Raw genomic sequence first — 17,560 nt, 5'->3', positions numbered from 1 at the left:
CGGCTCGTTCGTTGCCCCAAACCCGGCGCGGCACTACATTCCCCCAACGCCCCACGGCGCCGACCGGCGCGCAAGATTCTTACAGAGGCACACAGATATGCCCAACAGCGCCGCAAACGGTCGGCCGGAGCGGTTCGGGGGCGACATCGGGCTGTCCGCCGGACTCGGCACCGTGGTGCTCTTCTTCGTAATCAGCGGGGCGATCTCGTACCTCAACACGCGCACGCTCAGCCGCGGCATGGAACAGGTGGCCCGGACGCACGACACGATCACGACCCTTGAGGACGTGATGTCGCTGCTGAAGGACGCCGAAACCGGGCAGCGCGGGTTCGTTCTCACCGGCGACGAGCGGTACCTCGCGCCCCACACTGCCGCTGTCGGCAACATCTACACGCGGCTTCAAGACCTCGAGCGGCTCACCGCCGACAGCCCGGAACAGGCGGCCCGCGTCCCCGCGATCAAGGAGCACGTGCGCACCAAAATTCGGGAACTCGAAGAGACCATCGTCTTGCGCCGCACCAAAGGGTTCGAGGCCGCCCGCGTGGTCGTGGAGACCGACCGCGGGAAGAACGCGATGGACAGCGTCCGGGCGCAGGTCGAGGCGATGGAGCAGACCGAGCGCGAGGTGCGCAAGTCGCGGCTCGCGGCGGCCGAGTCCGCGTACACCGTCACCGTCGTCAGCGGGGTGCTGAGCGGCGCCCTCGGTGTGGCGCTGTCCGGCGTCGTCGGGTACCTGGTGCGCCGGTCGGTGCGGGCCGGGCGCCGGCAGGAGTGGCTGCTCGCGGGCCAGACCGGGCTGTCGCAGGCGCTGGTCGGCGACCGGGCGCTCGGCGTCCTCGGCGAGCGGGCGCTGGCGTTCCTCGCGGAATACCTGGGCGCGCACGCCGGGGCGTTCTTCGCGAAGGACGGCGGCACGTTCCGCCGGGTCGCGACCTACGGGGTCCCGGCGGGCGGCGCGCCGGACCGGATCGGCCCCGACGACGGGCTGGCCGGGCAGGCGATCAAGGCCGGCCGGTCGTTCCTGCTGCGCGACCTCCCGGCGGGCTACCTGACGGTCGGCTCGGCGCTCGGGCGCGGCACGCCCGAGCACCTCGCCGTGGTCCCGCTGACGGAAGACGGCGCGGTCAACGCGGTGATCGAGCTGGGGTTCGTCCGCGCGCCGCGGGGCGACACCGCCGAGCTGCTCGACCGCGTCGCCGAGGACGTGGGGCTGGCGGTCCGGTCCGCGAACTACCGCGCCCACCTGAAGGACCTGCTGGAGGAGACGCAGCGCCAGAGCGAGGAGCTACAGGCCCAGACCGAGGAGCTGCGCGTCTCGAACGAGGAGCTGGACGAGCAGGGCCGCGCGCTGCGCGAGACGCAGTCCCGGCTCGAGCTCCAACAGACCGAGCTGGAGCAGACCAACGCGCAACTGGAGGAGCAGGCCCAACTGCTGGAGGTGCAGCGGGACGAGGCGACCCGGGCCAAGGGCGAGCTCCAGGTCCAGGCGCGCGAGCTGGAGCGGGCGAGCCGGTACAAGTCCGACTTCCTGGCCAACATGTCGCACGAGCTGCGGACCCCGCTGAACTCGTCGCTGATCCTCGCGAAGCTGCTGGCCGACAACCGCGACGGCAACCTGACCGCCGAGCAGGTGCGGTACGCGGAGACCATCCGGGCCGCCGGCAACGACCTGCTGGCGCTCATCAACGACATCCTCGACCTGTCCAAGATCGAGGCCGGGCACATGGAGGTGCGCCCCGGCCCGGTGCCGCTCGCGAGCCTCGCCGAGGACCTCACCCGGGTGTTCCAGCCGATCGCGGACGAAAAGAAGCTCGGGTTCGCCGTCCGGCTCGCCCCGGGGTGCCCGGAGGGGATCGAGACGGACCGGCAGCGGCTCGAACAGGTGCTCAAGAACCTGCTGTCGAACGCGCTCAAGTTTACGGAGTCCGGAGAGGTGGCGCTGGAGGTCCGCGCGGCCCCCGGGGACCGGATCGCGTTCGCGGTGCGCGACACCGGGATCGGGATCGCGGAGCACCAGCAGCAGATGGTCTTCGAGGCGTTCCGTCAGGCGGACGGAACCACCAACCGCAAGCACGGGGGGACCGGCCTGGGGCTCTCGATCGCCCGCGAACTGGCCCGGCTGCTGGGCGGGGACATCCACCTGGCGAGCGAACCGGGCCGCGGCAGCACGTTCACCGTCACCATCCCGACGACGTACGACCCGGCCCACGTGCGGCCCCGCGCCGAGGCGCCCGCCGCACCGCCCGCACCCGCATCGAAGCTCGCGGTCCCGCCCCATGCGCCGGCGGTGGCCGTGCCCCAGCCCCTGGCGCACACGGCGCCCGCCCGCGTGCCCGTCGCCCGACGGGTCGAGGACGACCGCGAAAAGCTGTCCGGCGACCGCCGGGTGATCCTCATCGTGGAAGACGACGCGCCGTTCGCGCGGATCGTGGTGGACCTCGCGCACGAACTCGGGTTCCAGTGCCTCGTCGCCGCCACCGCCGAGGAGGCACTCGCGGTCGCCGTCCAGTACCGCCCCAGCGCGGTGGTGCTGGACGTGGGGCTGCCCGACAACTCCGGGCTGTCGGTGCTGGACCGGCTGAAGCGCGACGCGCGCACCCGGCACGTGCCGGTCCACGTCGTCTCCGCGGGGGACCACGCGCAAACCGCCCTGGCGCTGGGCGCGGTCGGGTACATGCTCAAGCCGGTGAAGCGGGAGCAACTCGCGGGCGCGCTCCAGCAACTGGAAACGCGGCTCGAGCGCCGGCTCCGCCGCGTGCTCATCGTGGAGGACGACCCGGTCCAGCGCGACAGCCTGTGCCGGCTGCTGGGCACCGCCGACGTGGAAACCGTCGCCGTCGGCACCGCGGCCGAGTGCCTGGAGCGGCTCAAGACCGCCACGTTCGACTGCATGGTGCTGGACCTGTCGCTCCCGGACGCGTCCGGGTACGCCCTGCTGGAGACCCTCAGCGCGGAAGACGCCTACTCGTTCCCGCCGGTCATCGTGTACACGGGCCGCAGCCTGTCCGCCGACGAGGAGCAGAAGCTCCGCAAGTACTCGAAGTCGATCATCATCAAGGGGGCGAAGTCACCCGAGCGGCTGCTGGACGAGGTGACCCTGTTCCTGCACCAGGTGGTGTCGGAGCTGCCCTCCGAGCAGCAGCGGATGCTGGAGCAGGCCCGGAACCGTGACGCCGCCCTGGAGGGCCGGCGCATCCTGGTGGTGGAAGACGACGTGCGGAACGTGTTCGCCCTCACGAGCATCCTGGAGCCCCGGGGCGCGATCGTGCAGATCGCGCGGAACGGCCTGGAAGCGCTCCGGGCGCTCGACGGCTCCGCCGGCCACCCGGACCGGTCCATCGACCTGGTGCTGATGGACGTGATGATGCCCGAGATGGACGGCCTGACCGCGACCCGCGAGCTGCGCAAAAAGCCCGCGTGGAAGAAGCTGCCCGTCATCATGCTCACCGCGAAGGCGATGAAGGACGACCAGGAGCAGTGCCTGGCGGCCGGGGCGAACGACTACATGGCCAAGCCGCTCGATGTGGAGAAGTTACTCTCGTTGGTCCGCGTGTGGATGCCGCGGTGAGCGCAGCCGCGCGTCAAAACGGAATGGTGTCGGGTCGCGCGGGCGGCACCGGCGGTACTGGTGGAGCAGGCGGGCGACCGCGGCGGGGCAGCCGACCGTTCCGAATCAGCGCCGCCAGCCCCGTCACGTGCTTGCAGTACCCCCACCGCAGAAAGCCCAAGCACTCGCACGACGTGTCCTCGGGCCGCCCGACCCGAACGTGGTAGAGTTCCCCCTGCCCGAGCCGGTGAACCGCGAACCCGCGCCCGCCGATGTCGCACCGGATCTCGCAAAACGTGTAGAACTGGGCGGTCCCGTTCAGCGCAATGCAGAACACGCCGATCCCGTCCGCGTTCGGCGGGTACACCAGGCGCACGGTCCGGGCGGGCGGCGTCACGTTCCCCATGCGGCAATTCTAAACGCGCGGCCGCCTGTTCGGCGCGTCCGCGGCGGTTACAATTGTTGAAATCCACGGGAGAACGCGCGGTATGCAGTTCACGAAGATGCACGGCCTCGGCAACGACTACGTGTACGTCGATTGCGTGCGCCAGAAGCCCCCCGCCGACCCCGCCGCGCTCGCGCGGGCGGTCAGCGACCGGCACTTCGGTATCGGGTCCGACGGCCTCATCCTGATCTGCCCGAGCGAAAAAGCGGACGCCCGGATGCGGATGTTCAACGCCGACGGGTCCGAGTCCGAGATGTGCGGCAACGGGGTCCGGTGCGTGGCGAAGTTCGTCCACGACCGCGGCATCGCGACGAAGCCGCGCCTGAAGATCGAAACCGGACGCGGGGTGCTCACCCTCGACCTCGAAGTACGAGGCGGCAAGGCCGAGCGCGTGCGCGTGAACATGGGCGAGCCGATTCTGGAGAGCGCGAAGATCCCGACGACGCTCCCGGGCGACCCGCCGGTGAACGCAAAGCTGGTGTGCGCCGCCCCCGCGCCGTGGGAGGTGACGTGCGTGTCGATGGGCAACCCGCACGCCGTGATTTACTGCGACGACGTTGCGAAGGTCGAGCTCGAGCAGATCGGCCCCAAGCTGGAGCACGCGCCGGAGTTCCCGCGCCGGATCAACGTCCACTTCGTTCAGGTCCACTCGCCCAACGAGGTCACGATGCGCACGTGGGAGCGCGGGAGCGGCATCACGCTCGCGTGCGGCACCGGGGCGTGTTCGGTGTGCGTCGCCGGGGTGCTGACCGGCCGGACCGGCCGCAAGCTGCTCGCGCACCTGCCCGGCGGCGACCTGGAACTGGAGTGGTCGGAAACCGACAACTGCGTCTACATGACCGGTCCGGCCACCGAAGTGTTCACCGGCGAGTGGCCGACCGCGTGAACCCCTCCCCCCCCCCGCCCGCTCCCGATTACGTGATCCCGGCGCGGTTCTGGGCGTGGCTCGGCACGCCGCGGGCCGTTTCCGGGCTGCTGTGGCTCGCGGCGCTCGTGTCCGCCGGCGTCATCGCGTACCGCGCGTACACGTGGTTCGACGACCCGCCCCCGCTGCCGACCGAGCGGCACCGGGGCGACGGCAACGGCGGGCACGCGCAGATCGACTTCGGCGGCCAGTGGCTCATGGGCCGGATGCTCGTCACCGGGCACGGTCAGGAACTGTACCACCGCCAGCGCCAGTGGGAAGTGTTGCGCGAGGGCTACCCCGAACGGGCCGAAACCCCGCTCCAACGGGTCGGCCCGCGGACCGATCACTACCTCATCACCGCGCCCCGCCCGGGGGAGCACTTCGCGCACGACGCCGACAACCTGATGGGTTGGTTCATGGGGACCGACAACGACCCCGTGCGCGAGTGGCGGATCGCTGGCGGGGCCGGCGTGGCGCCGCTGGCGGTGCCGTGCGGCGACCCGCTCACCGGGGTCGCGCTCGCGGCGCACGCCGACGCGCAGGCCACAACCGAACTCGTAGCGACGGTCCAGAAGCCGTCGATCGGCGGCCCCCTGTACCCGCCGGTTCACGCGCTCTTCTACGCCCCGCTCGGGATGATCGATGACCCGCAGCGCGCGTACCGGGTGCTCCAGGGGTTCAGTGTCCTGGTGGTGTTCGCGTGCGGGCTGGCGGTGAGCCGGCTCACCCGCGGCCGCATCTGGTGGTCGGCCGCGACCCTGGGGCTGCTGCTGTTCCCCGGCACGCGCGGGGCCGTTGACCTGGGACAGAACCCGGCGCTGTCGCTCTGCATTGTGCTGTGGGGCTGGGTGCTGGCGACCCGCGGGCGCCCGGTGGCGGGCGGGATGGTGTGGGGGCTGTTCGCCTTCAAGCCGGTGTGGGGGCTGGCGTTCTTCCTCGTCCCCCTGCTGCTGCGGCAATGGCGGTTCTGCGCCGCGATGGTGCTGACCGGGGCGGCGCTCGGCGCGCTGACGCTCCCGTTCGTCGGGCTGCACAGTTGGTTCGACTGGCTGAAAGTGGGCGGTGAGGCGACTGAACTCTACAAGGTGAACGAAAACTGGATCCACCTGAGCCGCGACCTACAAGGCATCCCCCGGCGCATCCTGCACGACTTCACCTTGCCCGAAAAGGAGCGCGACAAGCCGCTGACGAACAGGCTGGCGTGGGGCTTGTGGGGCGTGGTGTTCGGGGGCACGGTCCTCGTTTATCTGCGCCGTGGCGACCGCACGAAGCTGACCGGTCTAAGCGCCGGGATGCTGTTCCTGGGCGCATACCTGACGTGCTTCCACTTCATGTACTACGACGTGCTGCTGTCTGCGGTGCCGCTGGTGCTGCTACTCGCCGACCCGCGGCGTCACTTCCGCACGTCCACGTTCGAGATCACACCGACCCCAGGCACGCCGCCGCTCCCTCCCGACGGCCGCGGGTTACCCACAGCCGGTAGGGAACCCGCGATGTTCGGTGCGCGAATGCTGGGGTACGTGAACTCGTTCCCGCTGACGGCGCTGGCGCTACTGTACCTGATCGAGAACTCGTTGAGCGGACTGGACCTGAGTGCGACGGTGGGGGTGGGCTTCTTCGCATCCCCCGCAGCCGACGCGACGACCCTGAGCACCCCGCAGGTGAAAGCCGACACGGGCATCCGCTCGCCGCTCGACACGTACGTGCTACTTGCGCTGTGGGGCTGGTGTGCGTGGCGAATGGCGCGGGGGGATGAGACTTCTGACGGTCCGTAGGCCGGGCCACGTTCGTGCGCCCGCTCGGCCCCTTCACTTCAGGCCGCACAGGTCGGCGCACCTGTGCGGCCTCGAACGTCAGATGCCGCCTGCCGTCGCGCCCCGCAGAGCGTCGAGTGCCGCGCCGATGTCGCCGGCGCGCATCAGCGACTCGCCCACCAGCACTGCCCCCGCGCCGGCGGCGCCCAGGCGCACCAGATCGGCGTGCGTCTTGATGCCGCTCTCGCTGACCACGACGCGGTCCGCCGGGAGTTGCGGCAACAGGTCGAGCGTGTGTTCCAGACGAGTCTCAAACGTGCGCAGGTCGCGGTTGTTGATGCCGATGATCGCGGCGCCCGAGTCGATCACCCGCGACACCTGATCCGCGTCGTGCAGTTCGACCAGCGTGTGCAACCCGAGCGCAACGGCCTCTTTTTGGAGCTGGGCGAGTTGGTTCCCCGGCAGGCACTCCGCGATCAGTAGCACCGCGTCCGCGCCCGCGCACCGGGCTTCAAGCAGTTGGTAGCGGTCGATGATGAAGTCCTTCCGCAGCACCGGGCACTTCACCGCGGCCTTCACGGCGGTGAGGTACTCAAGGCGGCCCTGGAAGTATTCCACGTCGGTGAGAACGCTGATCGCGGCGGCGCCGTGTTCTTCGTAGGTTGTGGCGATGCGCACCGGGTCAAAGTCGGTCCGGATTATGCCCGCGGAGGGCGACGCCTTCTTCACTTCCGCGATGAGTGTAATCGTCCCGGGGCGCCGGATCGCGCTTTTGAAGTCGCGAGTCGGCGCCGCATCGGCCGCGCGGCGCGCGAGTTCGCTCTCCGGCACGGCCGCTCGCGCGGTCTCGACCTCGCGGCGCTTGGTTTCGACAATGCGGTCGAGAATGGTCGGCTTCGAGTTCATCGGTCTTCGGTGTCCGGTGGGCGCGTGAGTCGGCATTTTACAACCCACCCCCGACGGCGGGAATCGAACCCGCTCCGGCGGTTGTGGAGGCCGGCACGCGACCACGGCACTACACGGGCGCGTCGCTACGGCTTCGACAGGCCGAAGCCGACCGCCCCTTCCCGTTGCGGCACCAGTTGAGAGGCAAGCGCCCAAATGGGATCAGGTTCCTACAAGGACAAACTGCGGCGTGCGGTCAAGGGTCGTCGCCGCGGAGGATGGCGGCGAGCGCGGCCAAGTCCGCCGGTTTGGTCAGGTGGTGGTCGAACCCCGCCTCCTTCGTTCGCCGCCGGTCCTCCTCCTGCCCGTACCCGGTTAGTGCCACCAGGACCGTGGCACGGCCGAACGGCTCCGCCCGGATTCGCCCGGCCAGTTCGTACCCGTTCATGCCCGGCAGTCCGAGGTCGAGCACCGCCACTTCGGGCTTCAGCCGGGCGGCGACCTCCAGCCCCTGCGACCCGCTGCGCGCCACCTCCACCCGGTGCCCGGTCATCTCCAGCAGGGTGGCAAGACTGTCCCCGGCGTCCGGGTTGTCGTCCACAATCAGTATGCGCCGGGGCGTTACAGCGGCCGCGACCGCCGGCCCCGCGCCGTCGGAATCGTCCCGCTCGAGCTTCGGCAAGCGAACGGTGAACTCGCTCCCCTTTCCCGCCCCTTCGCTGGCCGCCGCGACCGTCCCACCGTGCATCTCGACCAAGCTCTTGACCAGCGTCAGCCCGATTCCCAGCCCGCCGTCGGCGCGGTCGAGCGTCCGCCCGACCTGGGTGAACAGGTCGAACACCCGGGGAAGCATTTCCGCCGGGATTCCGAGGCCGGTGTCGCGCACGCGGATGACGGCACCGGCATCTTCCTCCAGAATGAGGTCGATGCGCCCGCCCTCGTCGCTGTACTTCGCGGCGTTGGTGAGCAGGTTCCCGACCACCTGCGCCAGTCGCGTGGGGTCTGCCGAAACCGTAACGGGACGGCCGGGGCGGGTCAGAGTTAAGTGGTGGCGCCGGGCGTCGATCAGAGGGCGGACGGCCTCGGCGGCGCGCGCCAGGATGGTGTTCAGGTCCACCGTCTCCAGCCTCAGTTCGACCTTCCCGCGTGTGATCCGTGATACGTCCAGCAGGTCGTCCACCAGCCGCCCGAGGTGGTCCACTTGGCGGGACATCATGTCGCGCGTCCGGCGGACCGCGGTTCGGTCGCCGTCGGCCATCTGAAGGATGGCCAACCCGTTGCGGATCGGGGCGAGCGGGTTCCGCAGTTCGTGCGCGAGCATGGCGAGGAACTCGTCCTTCCGCCGGTCCGCGTCGCGCAGCTCCTCCGTCAGCCGGGTTTGCGCGGCGATGTAGTCGCGCACCTGGTACTGCCGCCCACGGTCCCGCAGGGCCGCCCGCACGGCGTTGATGAACTCGGCCGCCTCCAGCGGACGCTTGAGGAGGGTCACGTCGCCAAGTTCGAGCAGGGTTTTGACCCGGGCCGTCGGGGTCGGCCCGGCGGCAGTGAGGACGAGCACCGGCAGGTTCGACCACGCCGGCTGGTCGCGGACCGCGGAGCGCAGTTTGTCGGCCCCGGCCCCGACGGCCGCCTCCTCCGGGAGGATCACCGCGCCGGCCCCGTTGCGGGCCTCGTGGCACAACTCGTCGAGTGATAGGCACGTGTGGCACCGCAGCCCGGCGCCGACTATCAGTTTCGTTCCGGCCGCTGCGTCCTTCCGGGTCGGGCCGAGGAACAGAACCCGTTCGTCCGTCTCAAACATTCGCCGGCCCCATCAGCGTTTCCGCCCCACCGTCATAGGTCGGCGTTCCGGTCAGCACCCCGCGGAACGCCTTGAGGGGCTCGCCCACCCGGATCCCGCCGTCCAGCTTCAGCTCGCGAATCGTCCGCTCGTGCCGGCCGCTCCGCTTCTTCACCACCGAGACGGCCTGCCGCACCTCCCCGGCCGCCTCGAAGTAACGGAACAGAACAACGGTGTCGGCCAGATAAGTGGTGTCCACCGGGGCTTGCATCTGGCCGATCATCCCGTGCTGGGCCAGCACCAGGAAGGTGACAACGCCCTTGTGCCCGAGGTAGGTGAGCAGTTCGTGCATCTGGGCCGTGAGGAAGTCCTCCTCGGGCATCGCGTGGAGGTACCCGTTGAGGCTGTCGATCACCACCACCTTGGCCGGCGCGTGCCCGTCCGCCCCGTCCACCGCCCGCCGCACGGTAGCGGCGAACTCGCCCGGGGACAGCTCAGCCGGGTCCACCTGCTGGAGCGTGAGCGTCCGGCCCTTGATGTAAGGGTCCAGGTCCATGCCCAGCCCGGCCGCACGGCGGAGCAGCACCTCGGCCCGCTCGTCGAACGCGAACAGAGCGGCCCGCTCCCCCTTCGCGGCAGCGGCCCGGGCGTAGTTGATGGCGACCGACGACTTGCCGCACCCGGCCGGCCCGACCAGCAGAACGCTCGTGCCGTAGTCCAACCCGCCGCCGAGCAGCCGATCGAACTCGGGCACCGCACCGGTGAGCAGCCGCTGGTCGCGGTACTCGACGTGCTCGGCGGCAACCAATCGGGGGAAAACGTCCAGCCCGCCCGTGACGATGTTGAAGTCGTGATACCCGCCGCGGAACGTCTGGCCGCGGAGCTTGATCACCCGCAACCGTCGCCGCGCGGCCCCGTACCGCGGGGACAAGTGCTCGAGGCTGACGACGCCGTGCGCGATGCTGTGAAGTTGGAGGTCGCTGGCCGACGCGGTGTTGTCGTCGAGCAAAAGGACGGTACAGGAGCGGCCGGTGAAGAACTGCTTGAGGGCGAGGATCTGGCGGCGGTACCGCAGGGAGCTCTGGGCGAGCAGCCGAAGCTCCGACAGGGAGTCGATGATCACCCGCCGCGGCTTCACACGCTCGACCTCGGCGAGGATCGCTTTGGTGGTGTGTCCGAGTTCGACATCGGCCGGCTGGAACATGGTGTGCTGGTTGTCCGGCTCCAACTCGGCCTCAGTCGCGACGAGTTCGACGATCTCGACGCCGTCAAGCGACCAACCGTGGGATCTAGCCACGGCCGCGAGTTCCACCCTGGTCTCGGAAAGGGTTACGTAAAGACACGGCTCCTTCCGGCGGACGCCCTCGAACAGGTACTGTAGGGCGAAGGTGGTCTTGCCGGCGCCCGGGTTCCCCTCGACCAGATACAGGCGGTTCGGGGTCAGCCCACCGCCGAGGATATCGTCGAAACCGGCGATGCCAGTTGCGGAAAGGGGCGAGGAATCGGGCGAGTCGTCCATAGGACCGGGATGTTGGAATACGGCGGCAGTTCCGGCCCGGATCATCTCCCCGGCACTGCGCCTGGATTACGTGGCTCGGCTGCAACGGCCTATGCCGTCTGCCGTACTACCATTAGCAAGCGTCGTGCCAAGCGCACACCGCTCCCGCCACATCTCTCGCGAGCGCACGTGCCTGCATGTGCCGGATGACAGCCCTCTCCGACCCATGTAAACTCGATGTCTTTGGCCGCCACCGCCGCGGGTGACGAACTCATCCGCGCGACCGTCGATTGGGGGTTGGCGTCTTGGGTGCCGCCGAGGTGTGACGGGTTCGAGTTGCTGCAACCGGACGTGACTGTTGAACCGGCCCCGCACGTTCCACTAACAAAAAAGCACGGTACGGCCGAGCCCGTACCGTGCCCCGTTCAAAGTACTCGTCCCCTTACCACTTGAAGCTGTACTGGGTGTAGAACAGCTCGACGTTATTCGGGTTGCCGGTGCGCCGCCAGAACGTGCCGCCGAAGAACTTCGAGTACCCGATCATCAGGTCCGTGTGGTTCGACAGGTGGAAGTCGGCGAGCAGGTCGATCTCGTCACCCACGTCGCTCCCGGCGCGGCCGGTCGCATCCCGCCGGAGCACCGCGCCACTGGCGGCGTACAGTGCGTCGCGCCGCGAGTCGAGCGAGAACGCGTGGTACTGTGCCGACAGGCCCATCCACCCGACCGGCGTGGCGCTGACCTGGAGGTTCAGGTCGTGAATGTTCTGTCGGGCCACCAGGTCCAGGTACCCAAAGTAGTTGTGCCGCTGGCCGAACAACTGGTTGAAGGTCCGGTTGCTCCCGGTGCGGCCCGTCGGGTCCTTGTCGCCCGACGCGTAATCGTAGTAGATCCACACGTGCGGGGTCCACGGCACCTCGGCGAACCGCCAGCCCAACCCGGCCGTCGCCATCTTGGCCAGGGCGTGCCGCGTGCCGCGCTCGCCGAACTGGACCGCGGCCTCGAAGTCGAAGAGCAGGTGCTTCTCCACGTCCCCGGCGTACCGGCTCCCGATGGTGTGAATGTCGCCGTTGTTGGTCGTGGTGTTCGCCTGGACCAGCCCCAGGTAGTAGAGGTCGAAGAAGGTTCCCGCCTTCGGCCGGTACGTGCCCCACATCCCAAAAAAGTTCTGGTTATTGTTCACCGAATCGAATTTTTTCAGGTCCGTCGTCACCGGCTGAACCCAGAACGCGTCCACGCTCCACTGCTCGTTGGACCAGAACGCCTTCGCCCCCTGGAACGTGCGCCGCGTGTTCGCCCAGTCGGGCGGGGAGATCAACCGTTGCGAGCCGTAGAGCAGTTCCTGGCGCCCGACCCGGACGTAGAGGGGGCCGCCGAACGGGTCACCGACCTTGGCATCGACGAACCCGTTTTGCAGTTCCGGCCCGCTTCCGTCGTTGGCGTTCGGGGGCAGGCGGTTCCCATAAACGTCGGCGTCCATAAACTCCGCGAACACCCGGAACTGGTCCTTGTACCAGAAGTCGCCGTAGGCCCGGACCCGGAAGTTGTTGTAAAAGTTGTTGGTCCCCGTGCCCCGGCTGCTGATCTCATTCATATACCGGTCACGCACCTCGCCGCCCGTCGAGAACAAAAAGTCGCCGTCGGGGCCGAAGTGGATGCGCTTGTAGCAGTCGGACCAGTCGTGCTGCGTGTTCTTGGGGTCTTCCAGGTAGCGGAAGTCGTAGTCGTAAGTCGGGATCGAGTTCAGGCTCCTCGAGCCGAACGGGTATCGCGGCGGCTTCTCCAGGTACTCCCCACGGATGTGATCGAGCAGCGAGTAGAAGCCGGGTTCCGTGGAGGGCAGTGAGAACCACCCCGTTGGCGCGCGTTTGGACACCGGCGGCACCTTGGCCCAGTTCACCTTCTTCTTCTCGTCGTCCTTTTTCTCATCCGCCTTTTTGTCCGCGGCTTTTGCACCGGAGGCCGGCGCACCGCCCGACGGGTTGTTCTTCGACGTGCTGTCCGGTTGCAGAGCGGCTTTGGTATCGGTCTCGGCGCCCGCCTCGGCGGGCGGCGGGTCTTGCGGCATCTGGGCGCGGGCCGATGTCTCGGCAAAGCGGGTGGGCCGCGCGGGCTGGGGAGTGCTCGTCGACGCCTCGGCGAATCGGGTGGGTTGCTGGGCACCGGCTTGGCTGAGCAGCACAAGCGCGCCGCCGAGCGCGAGGGCCGCGGCCCACGCCGTACGTGACCGGCCGGGTGAACGGGGCGATCTTAACATCTCATGTCTCCCGACGTGACGGATGAACTGAGGTTCTGGTGTTCGGACCGTTTCTTCCCACGCACCGCCCCGAAGCAAGGGCGCAAAGCTTTGGTCTGCAATCTTTTGCGCTGTCTGGGAGCGAGCAGAAGAACGTGCTACAGGAAGTACAATCGTCAGGTCGGAAGGTTCAACTTGTGCGGTTTTTTGGGTTAAACGCGTCTGGCGCGGCCTGAGCGAATTTGGCGAGATAGGGGATTGCGGCGGACAACTCTTCCCCGGGGTTCACGATAAATGACTTGCGTTCCGTTTTCGCGCTCCGGCCGGGTTGTGGGTAGCTCGTACCCGGAAACGAGTGCTATACGAGTGTAAGAGGCTCTTGGGTCGGTGGTCCGACCCGGCATCCGTGACGGCTCGCACGAAGGATTGCCGTCGGCGGGCGGCAGGCCCACGGGCACCGGCGCATCCAGCGAGAACTTTCATGCTCGGTCTCGTCATGCGGGTGAACATCGGCCCGCGGCTGATCGCCGGCTTCCTCGTCGTCGCCGCCGCCTGCTTCCTGATCGGGCTCCGCGGCCTCACGGCGAACGAGGCCACGAACGCCCAGCTCAAGCTCGCGAACACCAGCACCATTCCCTCGCTCATCCACCTGGACAACATCCGATCGGCGGTGCTCGCCGTGCAGCGGTCCGAGCGCATCTTGGTGCTCGCGCTCCTGCGCAACGACCACAAGCGGTGCCTGGACACGTACAAGAAGTTCGACGAGGGCTGGGCCACGATCCGGGCCGAGGTCACGGAGTACACCGCCCTGCCCCGCTCGGCCGGGGAGGACGAGCTGTTCAACCAGTTTCAGACCGCACTGGCGGCTTGGCAGAGGGACCACGAGAAAATCGTCGGTCACGCCAAGGCGAAAGAAACCGCCGCCGCCGAGGACGCGATGATGAAAGAGTGGGCAAGCTCGGCCGCCCGGCTGAACGGCACGCTCACCGAGATGATAACGGCGCGGCAGCAGCACGCGCGGGAGGTCCAGGCCCAGTCCGAGCGGCGGGCCGGCGAGCTCCGGGGTGAGTTGTGGACGGTAATGGTTACCGCGACGGTCGCGGCCGTCGGGCTCGGGCTGCTCTTGTCCGTGTCGGTCACGCGACCGCTGCGGGGCACCGTGCAGGTGCTGGAAGCGGTCGCGCGGGGCGACCTCAGCTCGACCGCGGCGGTTCGTTCCGGGGACGAGGTCGGCCGCCTGGCGGTGGCACTGAACACGGCCATCGGCGCCCTGGTGGCCGCCAAAAACGCGGAGGCCGAGCGGCTACGGATCGACCGCGAGCGGGCCGAGGCCGAGCGGCTGCGCGTCGAGCGCGAGAACGCCGCCGAGCGGGAGCGGGCCGATGCCGAGCGCGCGCGGGCCGAGCGGGACATGGCGGCGTCGGCCGAGCTGCGCGAGAAAGTGGCCGTGATTATTAAGACGGTGGACGCGCTCGCAGCGGGCGATTTCACGGGCTCGGTCCCGGACCTGGGCGCCGACGACGTGGGGCAGATGGCCCGGTCCCTGAACCAGGCGGTGGTGTCGGTGCGAACCGCGCTGAAGGGCGTGCGAGAGGTGTCTGAGCAACTGGCCGACGCGTCCGCACAACTGGCCGCGGCCAGCGACGAGATCTCTATCGGCGCCCAGGAGCAGGCGTCCAGCCTGGAAGAAACCGCCAGCACCCTGCAACAGATCACCTCGAACGTTCGCCAGAGCGCCGACAGCGCCCAACAAGCGCGCCAGCTCGCCAGCGGCTCCAAGGAAGTGGCCGAGAAGGGCGGGAGCGTGGTGAGCAGCGCGGTCGGGGCGATGGGCGAGATCAACGGGTCGTCGAAGAAGATCGCGGACATCATCACGACGATCGACGAGATCGCGTTCCAGACCAACCTGCTGGCCCTCAACGCCGCCGTCGAAGCAGCCCGCGCCGGCGAGCAGGGGCGCGGGTTCGCGGTGGTCGCCACCGAGGTCCGCAACCTGGCTCAGCGGAGTGCCACCGCGGCCAAGGAGATCAAGGGACTGATCCAGGACTCCGTCAAGAAGGTGGGCGTGGGCACCGAACTGGTCAACCGATCTGGGGACACGCTGGCCGAGATCGTCACCAGCGTCAAGCGGGTGACCGACATCGTCACCGAGATGGCCGCCGCGGGCAAAGAGCAGTTCGTGGGCATCGAGCAGGTCAACAAGGCCGTGTCGCAGATGGACGTCGTCACCCAGCGGAACGCCTCCCAGACCGAGGAGCTGTCGGCGACGGCGCAGGCGCTCACCGACCAGGCCGGTCAGCTCCGCGACCTGGTCGCACGGTTCAAGTTGAGCAGCGGGCACGCGCCCGCGGGCCGCCCCGTTGTCCCGCAGCCGGCCGACCGGAGCCCGCGCCCCGTTGCGGCTCGGGCCAGAAGCAACGCCCGCGGCGGCCGCGATTCGTTCGCCCCCTCCGACGGGTACACCGACTTCTAGCAGCGCCCCGGCCCCGGGACGGGACCCCGCCCGGCACGCTTCTCCGTACTCCAGTAGCGAAAGTAGCCCATGTCTCATCCCGAACCGAAGCAGACCGCGACCGGCTTCCCGCTCACCGCGGACGAATTCGAGGGGATCCGCGCCTACCTGTACCAAGAGACCGGGATCAGCCTCAGCCCGTCGAAGCACGACATGGTCGCGTCCCGGCTCGCCAAGCGGCTCCGCGCGCTGGGGTTACGGTCCTACGGCGAGTACCTGCGTGCGGTCCGGGACGGCACCCCGCCGGACGAGCGCCAGCAGTTCATCAACTGCCTGACGACGAACAAGACCGATTTCTTCCGCGAGCCGCACCACTTCGAGTTCCTGCGCGACACCGTGATCCCGGAGCTAACGGGGCGGCGGCTGCGGATCTGGTGCGCGGCCAGCTCCACCGGCGAGGAGCCGTACACGCTCGCCATAACGGCGCGCGACGCGTGCCCGCGGGAGGCGGGCTGGGACGTGAAGATCCTGGCGTCCGACATCGACACGCAGGTGCTGGCGCACGCGGAGCGGGGCGTGTACGACTCCGACCGCACGGCCGGCATCAGCCCGGACATGCTGCGCAAGCACTTCCTCCGCGGCACCGGGGCCAATGCGGGCAAGGTCGCCGCCCGGCCCGAACTGCGCGAGGTGCTCACGTTCCGCCAGATCAACCTGACCGCCGGCAACTGGCCGGTGCGCGGGCCGTTCGACGCCATCTTCTGCCGCAACGTGGTGATCTACTTCGACCGCGACACCCAGGACAAGCTGCTGAAGCGGTTCGCCACGCTGCTGAAACCGGGCGGCTACCTGTTCATGGGGCACTCGGAGAACATCCACTGGCTGAGCGACACGTTCGTCCCGCTCGGCGGCACCGTGTACCAGTTCCGCAGCGGGGCCGCACCGGCGCCCGCGCGCAAGCTCAGTTCGGGGACCGAGCCGCGCCCCGCGCCCGAGCCACGGCCGGCCGCGGCCGCGGCCCCGGAGCCGCGGCCGGCCGCGCCCCCCGCCCCGAAGGCCCGGGCCGAAGAGGAGCACAGCATCATCCTGGGCGAGGTGCAAGCGACGCGCGGGCCGGCGGTCATCAAGACGCTGCTCGGGTCGTGCGTGGCGGCGTGCCTGTGGGACCCCGAAACCGGGGTCGGCGGGATGAACCACTTCTCGCTGCCCGGCGGCAGCGCCGACGACGGGGCCAACGCCCGGTACGGCGCGTACGCGATGGAACTGCTCATCACCGCGATCATGAAGAAGGGCGGGGACCGCGCGCGGCTGCGGGCCAAGGTGTTCGGCGGCGGCAAGGTGCTCAACGTGGACGCCCCGACCATGAACGTGGGCGAGCGGAACGCCGAGTTCGTACTGAAGTTCCTCGAGACCGAGGGGATCCCGGTGGTGGGGCAGTCGCTGGGCGGCAACAGCGGGCGCCTGGTGCGGTTCTACCCGCACACCGGGCAGGCCCAGGCGAAGCCGCTCGCGTCCCGCGAGCTGCCCGCCGTCACCGCCCGCGAGAAGGACTTCGGCCGCCAGATCCAGCAGCGCGTCGAGACCCCGCCGGACGACGACATCACGCTGTTCTGATCCGCGCCCAGTCCCTGTACCCGCGGGGCGGCCGCCGCGCCCCCCCCGCTGGCCCCCGAACGAGGCTCACACGTGGCACGAACGAAAGTGATGATCGTAGACGACTCGGCGCTCATGCGGCAGCTGCTGACGGACATCCTCCGGACCGACCCGGCGCTGGAGGTGGTGGGGGCGGCCCCCGACCCGTACACGGCCTGGGACCGGATCAAGCAGGTCGAGCCGGACGTCCTCACCCTCGACGTCGAGATGCCCCGCATGGACGGGCTGACGTTCCTCGACAAGCTGATGAGCAACCGCCCGATGCCGGTGGTGATGGTGTCGTCGCTGACCGAGAAGGGGTGCGAGACGACGTTCCGCGCTCTAGAGTTGGGGGCCGTGGACTTCGTCACCAAGCCGAAGCTGGACATGACCAGCGGGACCCTGGCCCTGACCGGGGAGCTGGTCT

Annotated in this window: 11 protein-coding genes; 6 read left to right on the top strand and 5 right to left on the bottom strand. The window is 69.1% G+C overall.

Annotated elements, in window-relative coordinates; all coding sequences use genetic code 11:
• Positions 1 to 97: 97 nt before the first annotated feature.
• The gene (locus R5W23_RS02715) at positions 98 to 3,568 is read left to right on the top strand and encodes a response regulator (protein ID WP_320684991.1); all 3,471 of its coding nucleotides are present in this window, start codon (positions 98 to 100) and stop codon (positions 3,566 to 3,568) included.
• 13 nt (positions 3,569 to 3,581) lie between these two features.
• On the opposite strand, the gene R5W23_RS02710 is transcribed toward R5W23_RS02715, so the two are convergent.
• The gene (locus R5W23_RS02710; protein WP_320684990.1) at positions 3,582 to 3,953 is read right to left on the bottom strand and encodes a hypothetical protein; all 372 of its coding nucleotides are present in this window, start codon (positions 3,951 to 3,953) and stop codon (positions 3,582 to 3,584) included.
• An 82-nt stretch (positions 3,954 to 4,035) separates the two neighbouring features.
• On the opposite strand from R5W23_RS02710, the gene dapF reads away from it, so the two are divergent.
• A complete protein-coding gene (dapF, locus tag R5W23_RS02705) occupies positions 4,036 to 4,878 on the top strand; it encodes a diaminopimelate epimerase (protein WP_320684989.1) in 843 nt (280 codons plus the stop codon).
• Entirely contained in the window at positions 4,875 to 6,674 is a 1,800-nt protein-coding gene (locus R5W23_RS02700; RefSeq protein WP_320684988.1) for a glycosyltransferase family 87 protein, read from the top strand. Before dapF ends, R5W23_RS02700 begins: the two co-directional genes overlap by 4 nt.
• A 78-nt stretch (positions 6,675 to 6,752) precedes the next feature.
• Here R5W23_RS02700 and trpC read toward each other — a convergent pair whose 3' ends face one another.
• The 4 genes from trpC to R5W23_RS02680 form a co-directional block, all read right to left on the bottom strand.
• Positions 6,753 to 7,559 carry an indole-3-glycerol phosphate synthase TrpC gene (trpC, locus tag R5W23_RS02695; protein ID WP_261189851.1) on the bottom strand — a complete coding sequence of 269 codons (807 nt, stop codon included), beginning with the start codon at positions 7,557 to 7,559 and terminating at the stop codon, positions 6,753 to 6,755.
• Positions 7,560 to 7,794: 235 nt separating this feature from the next.
• Positions 7,795 to 9,339 carry an ATP-binding response regulator gene (locus R5W23_RS02690; protein WP_320684987.1) on the bottom strand — a complete coding sequence of 515 codons (1,545 nt, stop codon included), beginning with the start codon at positions 9,337 to 9,339 and terminating at the stop codon, positions 7,795 to 7,797.
• On the bottom strand, positions 9,332 to 10,837 hold the full coding sequence (locus R5W23_RS02685; RefSeq protein ID WP_320684986.1) for an ATPase domain-containing protein: 1,506 nt from the start codon (positions 10,835 to 10,837) through the stop codon (positions 9,332 to 9,334). Before R5W23_RS02685 ends, R5W23_RS02690 begins: the two co-directional genes overlap by 8 nt.
• A 421-nt stretch (positions 10,838 to 11,258) precedes the next feature.
• Positions 11,259 to 13,070 (bottom strand): alginate export family protein, encoded by a 1,812-nt coding sequence (locus R5W23_RS02680; RefSeq protein WP_320684985.1) that lies wholly within the window; start codon positions 13,068 to 13,070, stop codon positions 11,259 to 11,261.
• Positions 13,071 to 13,530: 460 nt separating this feature from the next.
• Here R5W23_RS02680 and R5W23_RS02675 point away from each other — a divergent pair, with 460 nt between their 5' ends.
• From R5W23_RS02675 to R5W23_RS02665, 3 genes are all read left to right on the top strand, one after another.
• Positions 13,531 to 15,522, top strand: coding sequence for a methyl-accepting chemotaxis protein (locus R5W23_RS02675; RefSeq protein ID WP_320684984.1), 1,992 nt, complete (start codon positions 13,531 to 13,533; stop codon positions 15,520 to 15,522).
• Between the two features lie 69 nt (positions 15,523 to 15,591).
• Entirely contained in the window at positions 15,592 to 17,115 is a 1,524-nt protein-coding gene (locus R5W23_RS02670; protein WP_261189846.1) for a CheR family methyltransferase, read from the top strand.
• A gap of 90 nt (positions 17,116 to 17,205) precedes the next feature.
• Positions 17,206 to 17,560, top strand: a 355-nt coding sequence (locus R5W23_RS02665) for a response regulator (protein ID WP_407936100.1), incomplete at its 3' end; no start/stop codon positions are given.

Source organism: Gemmata algarum, assembly GCF_034097035.1.
GTDB lineage: Bacteria > Planctomycetota > Planctomycetia > Gemmatales > Gemmataceae > Gemmata > Gemmata algarum.
Note: the sequence above shows the minus strand (reverse complement) of the source record. Positions and strands in the feature narration are given on the sequence as shown.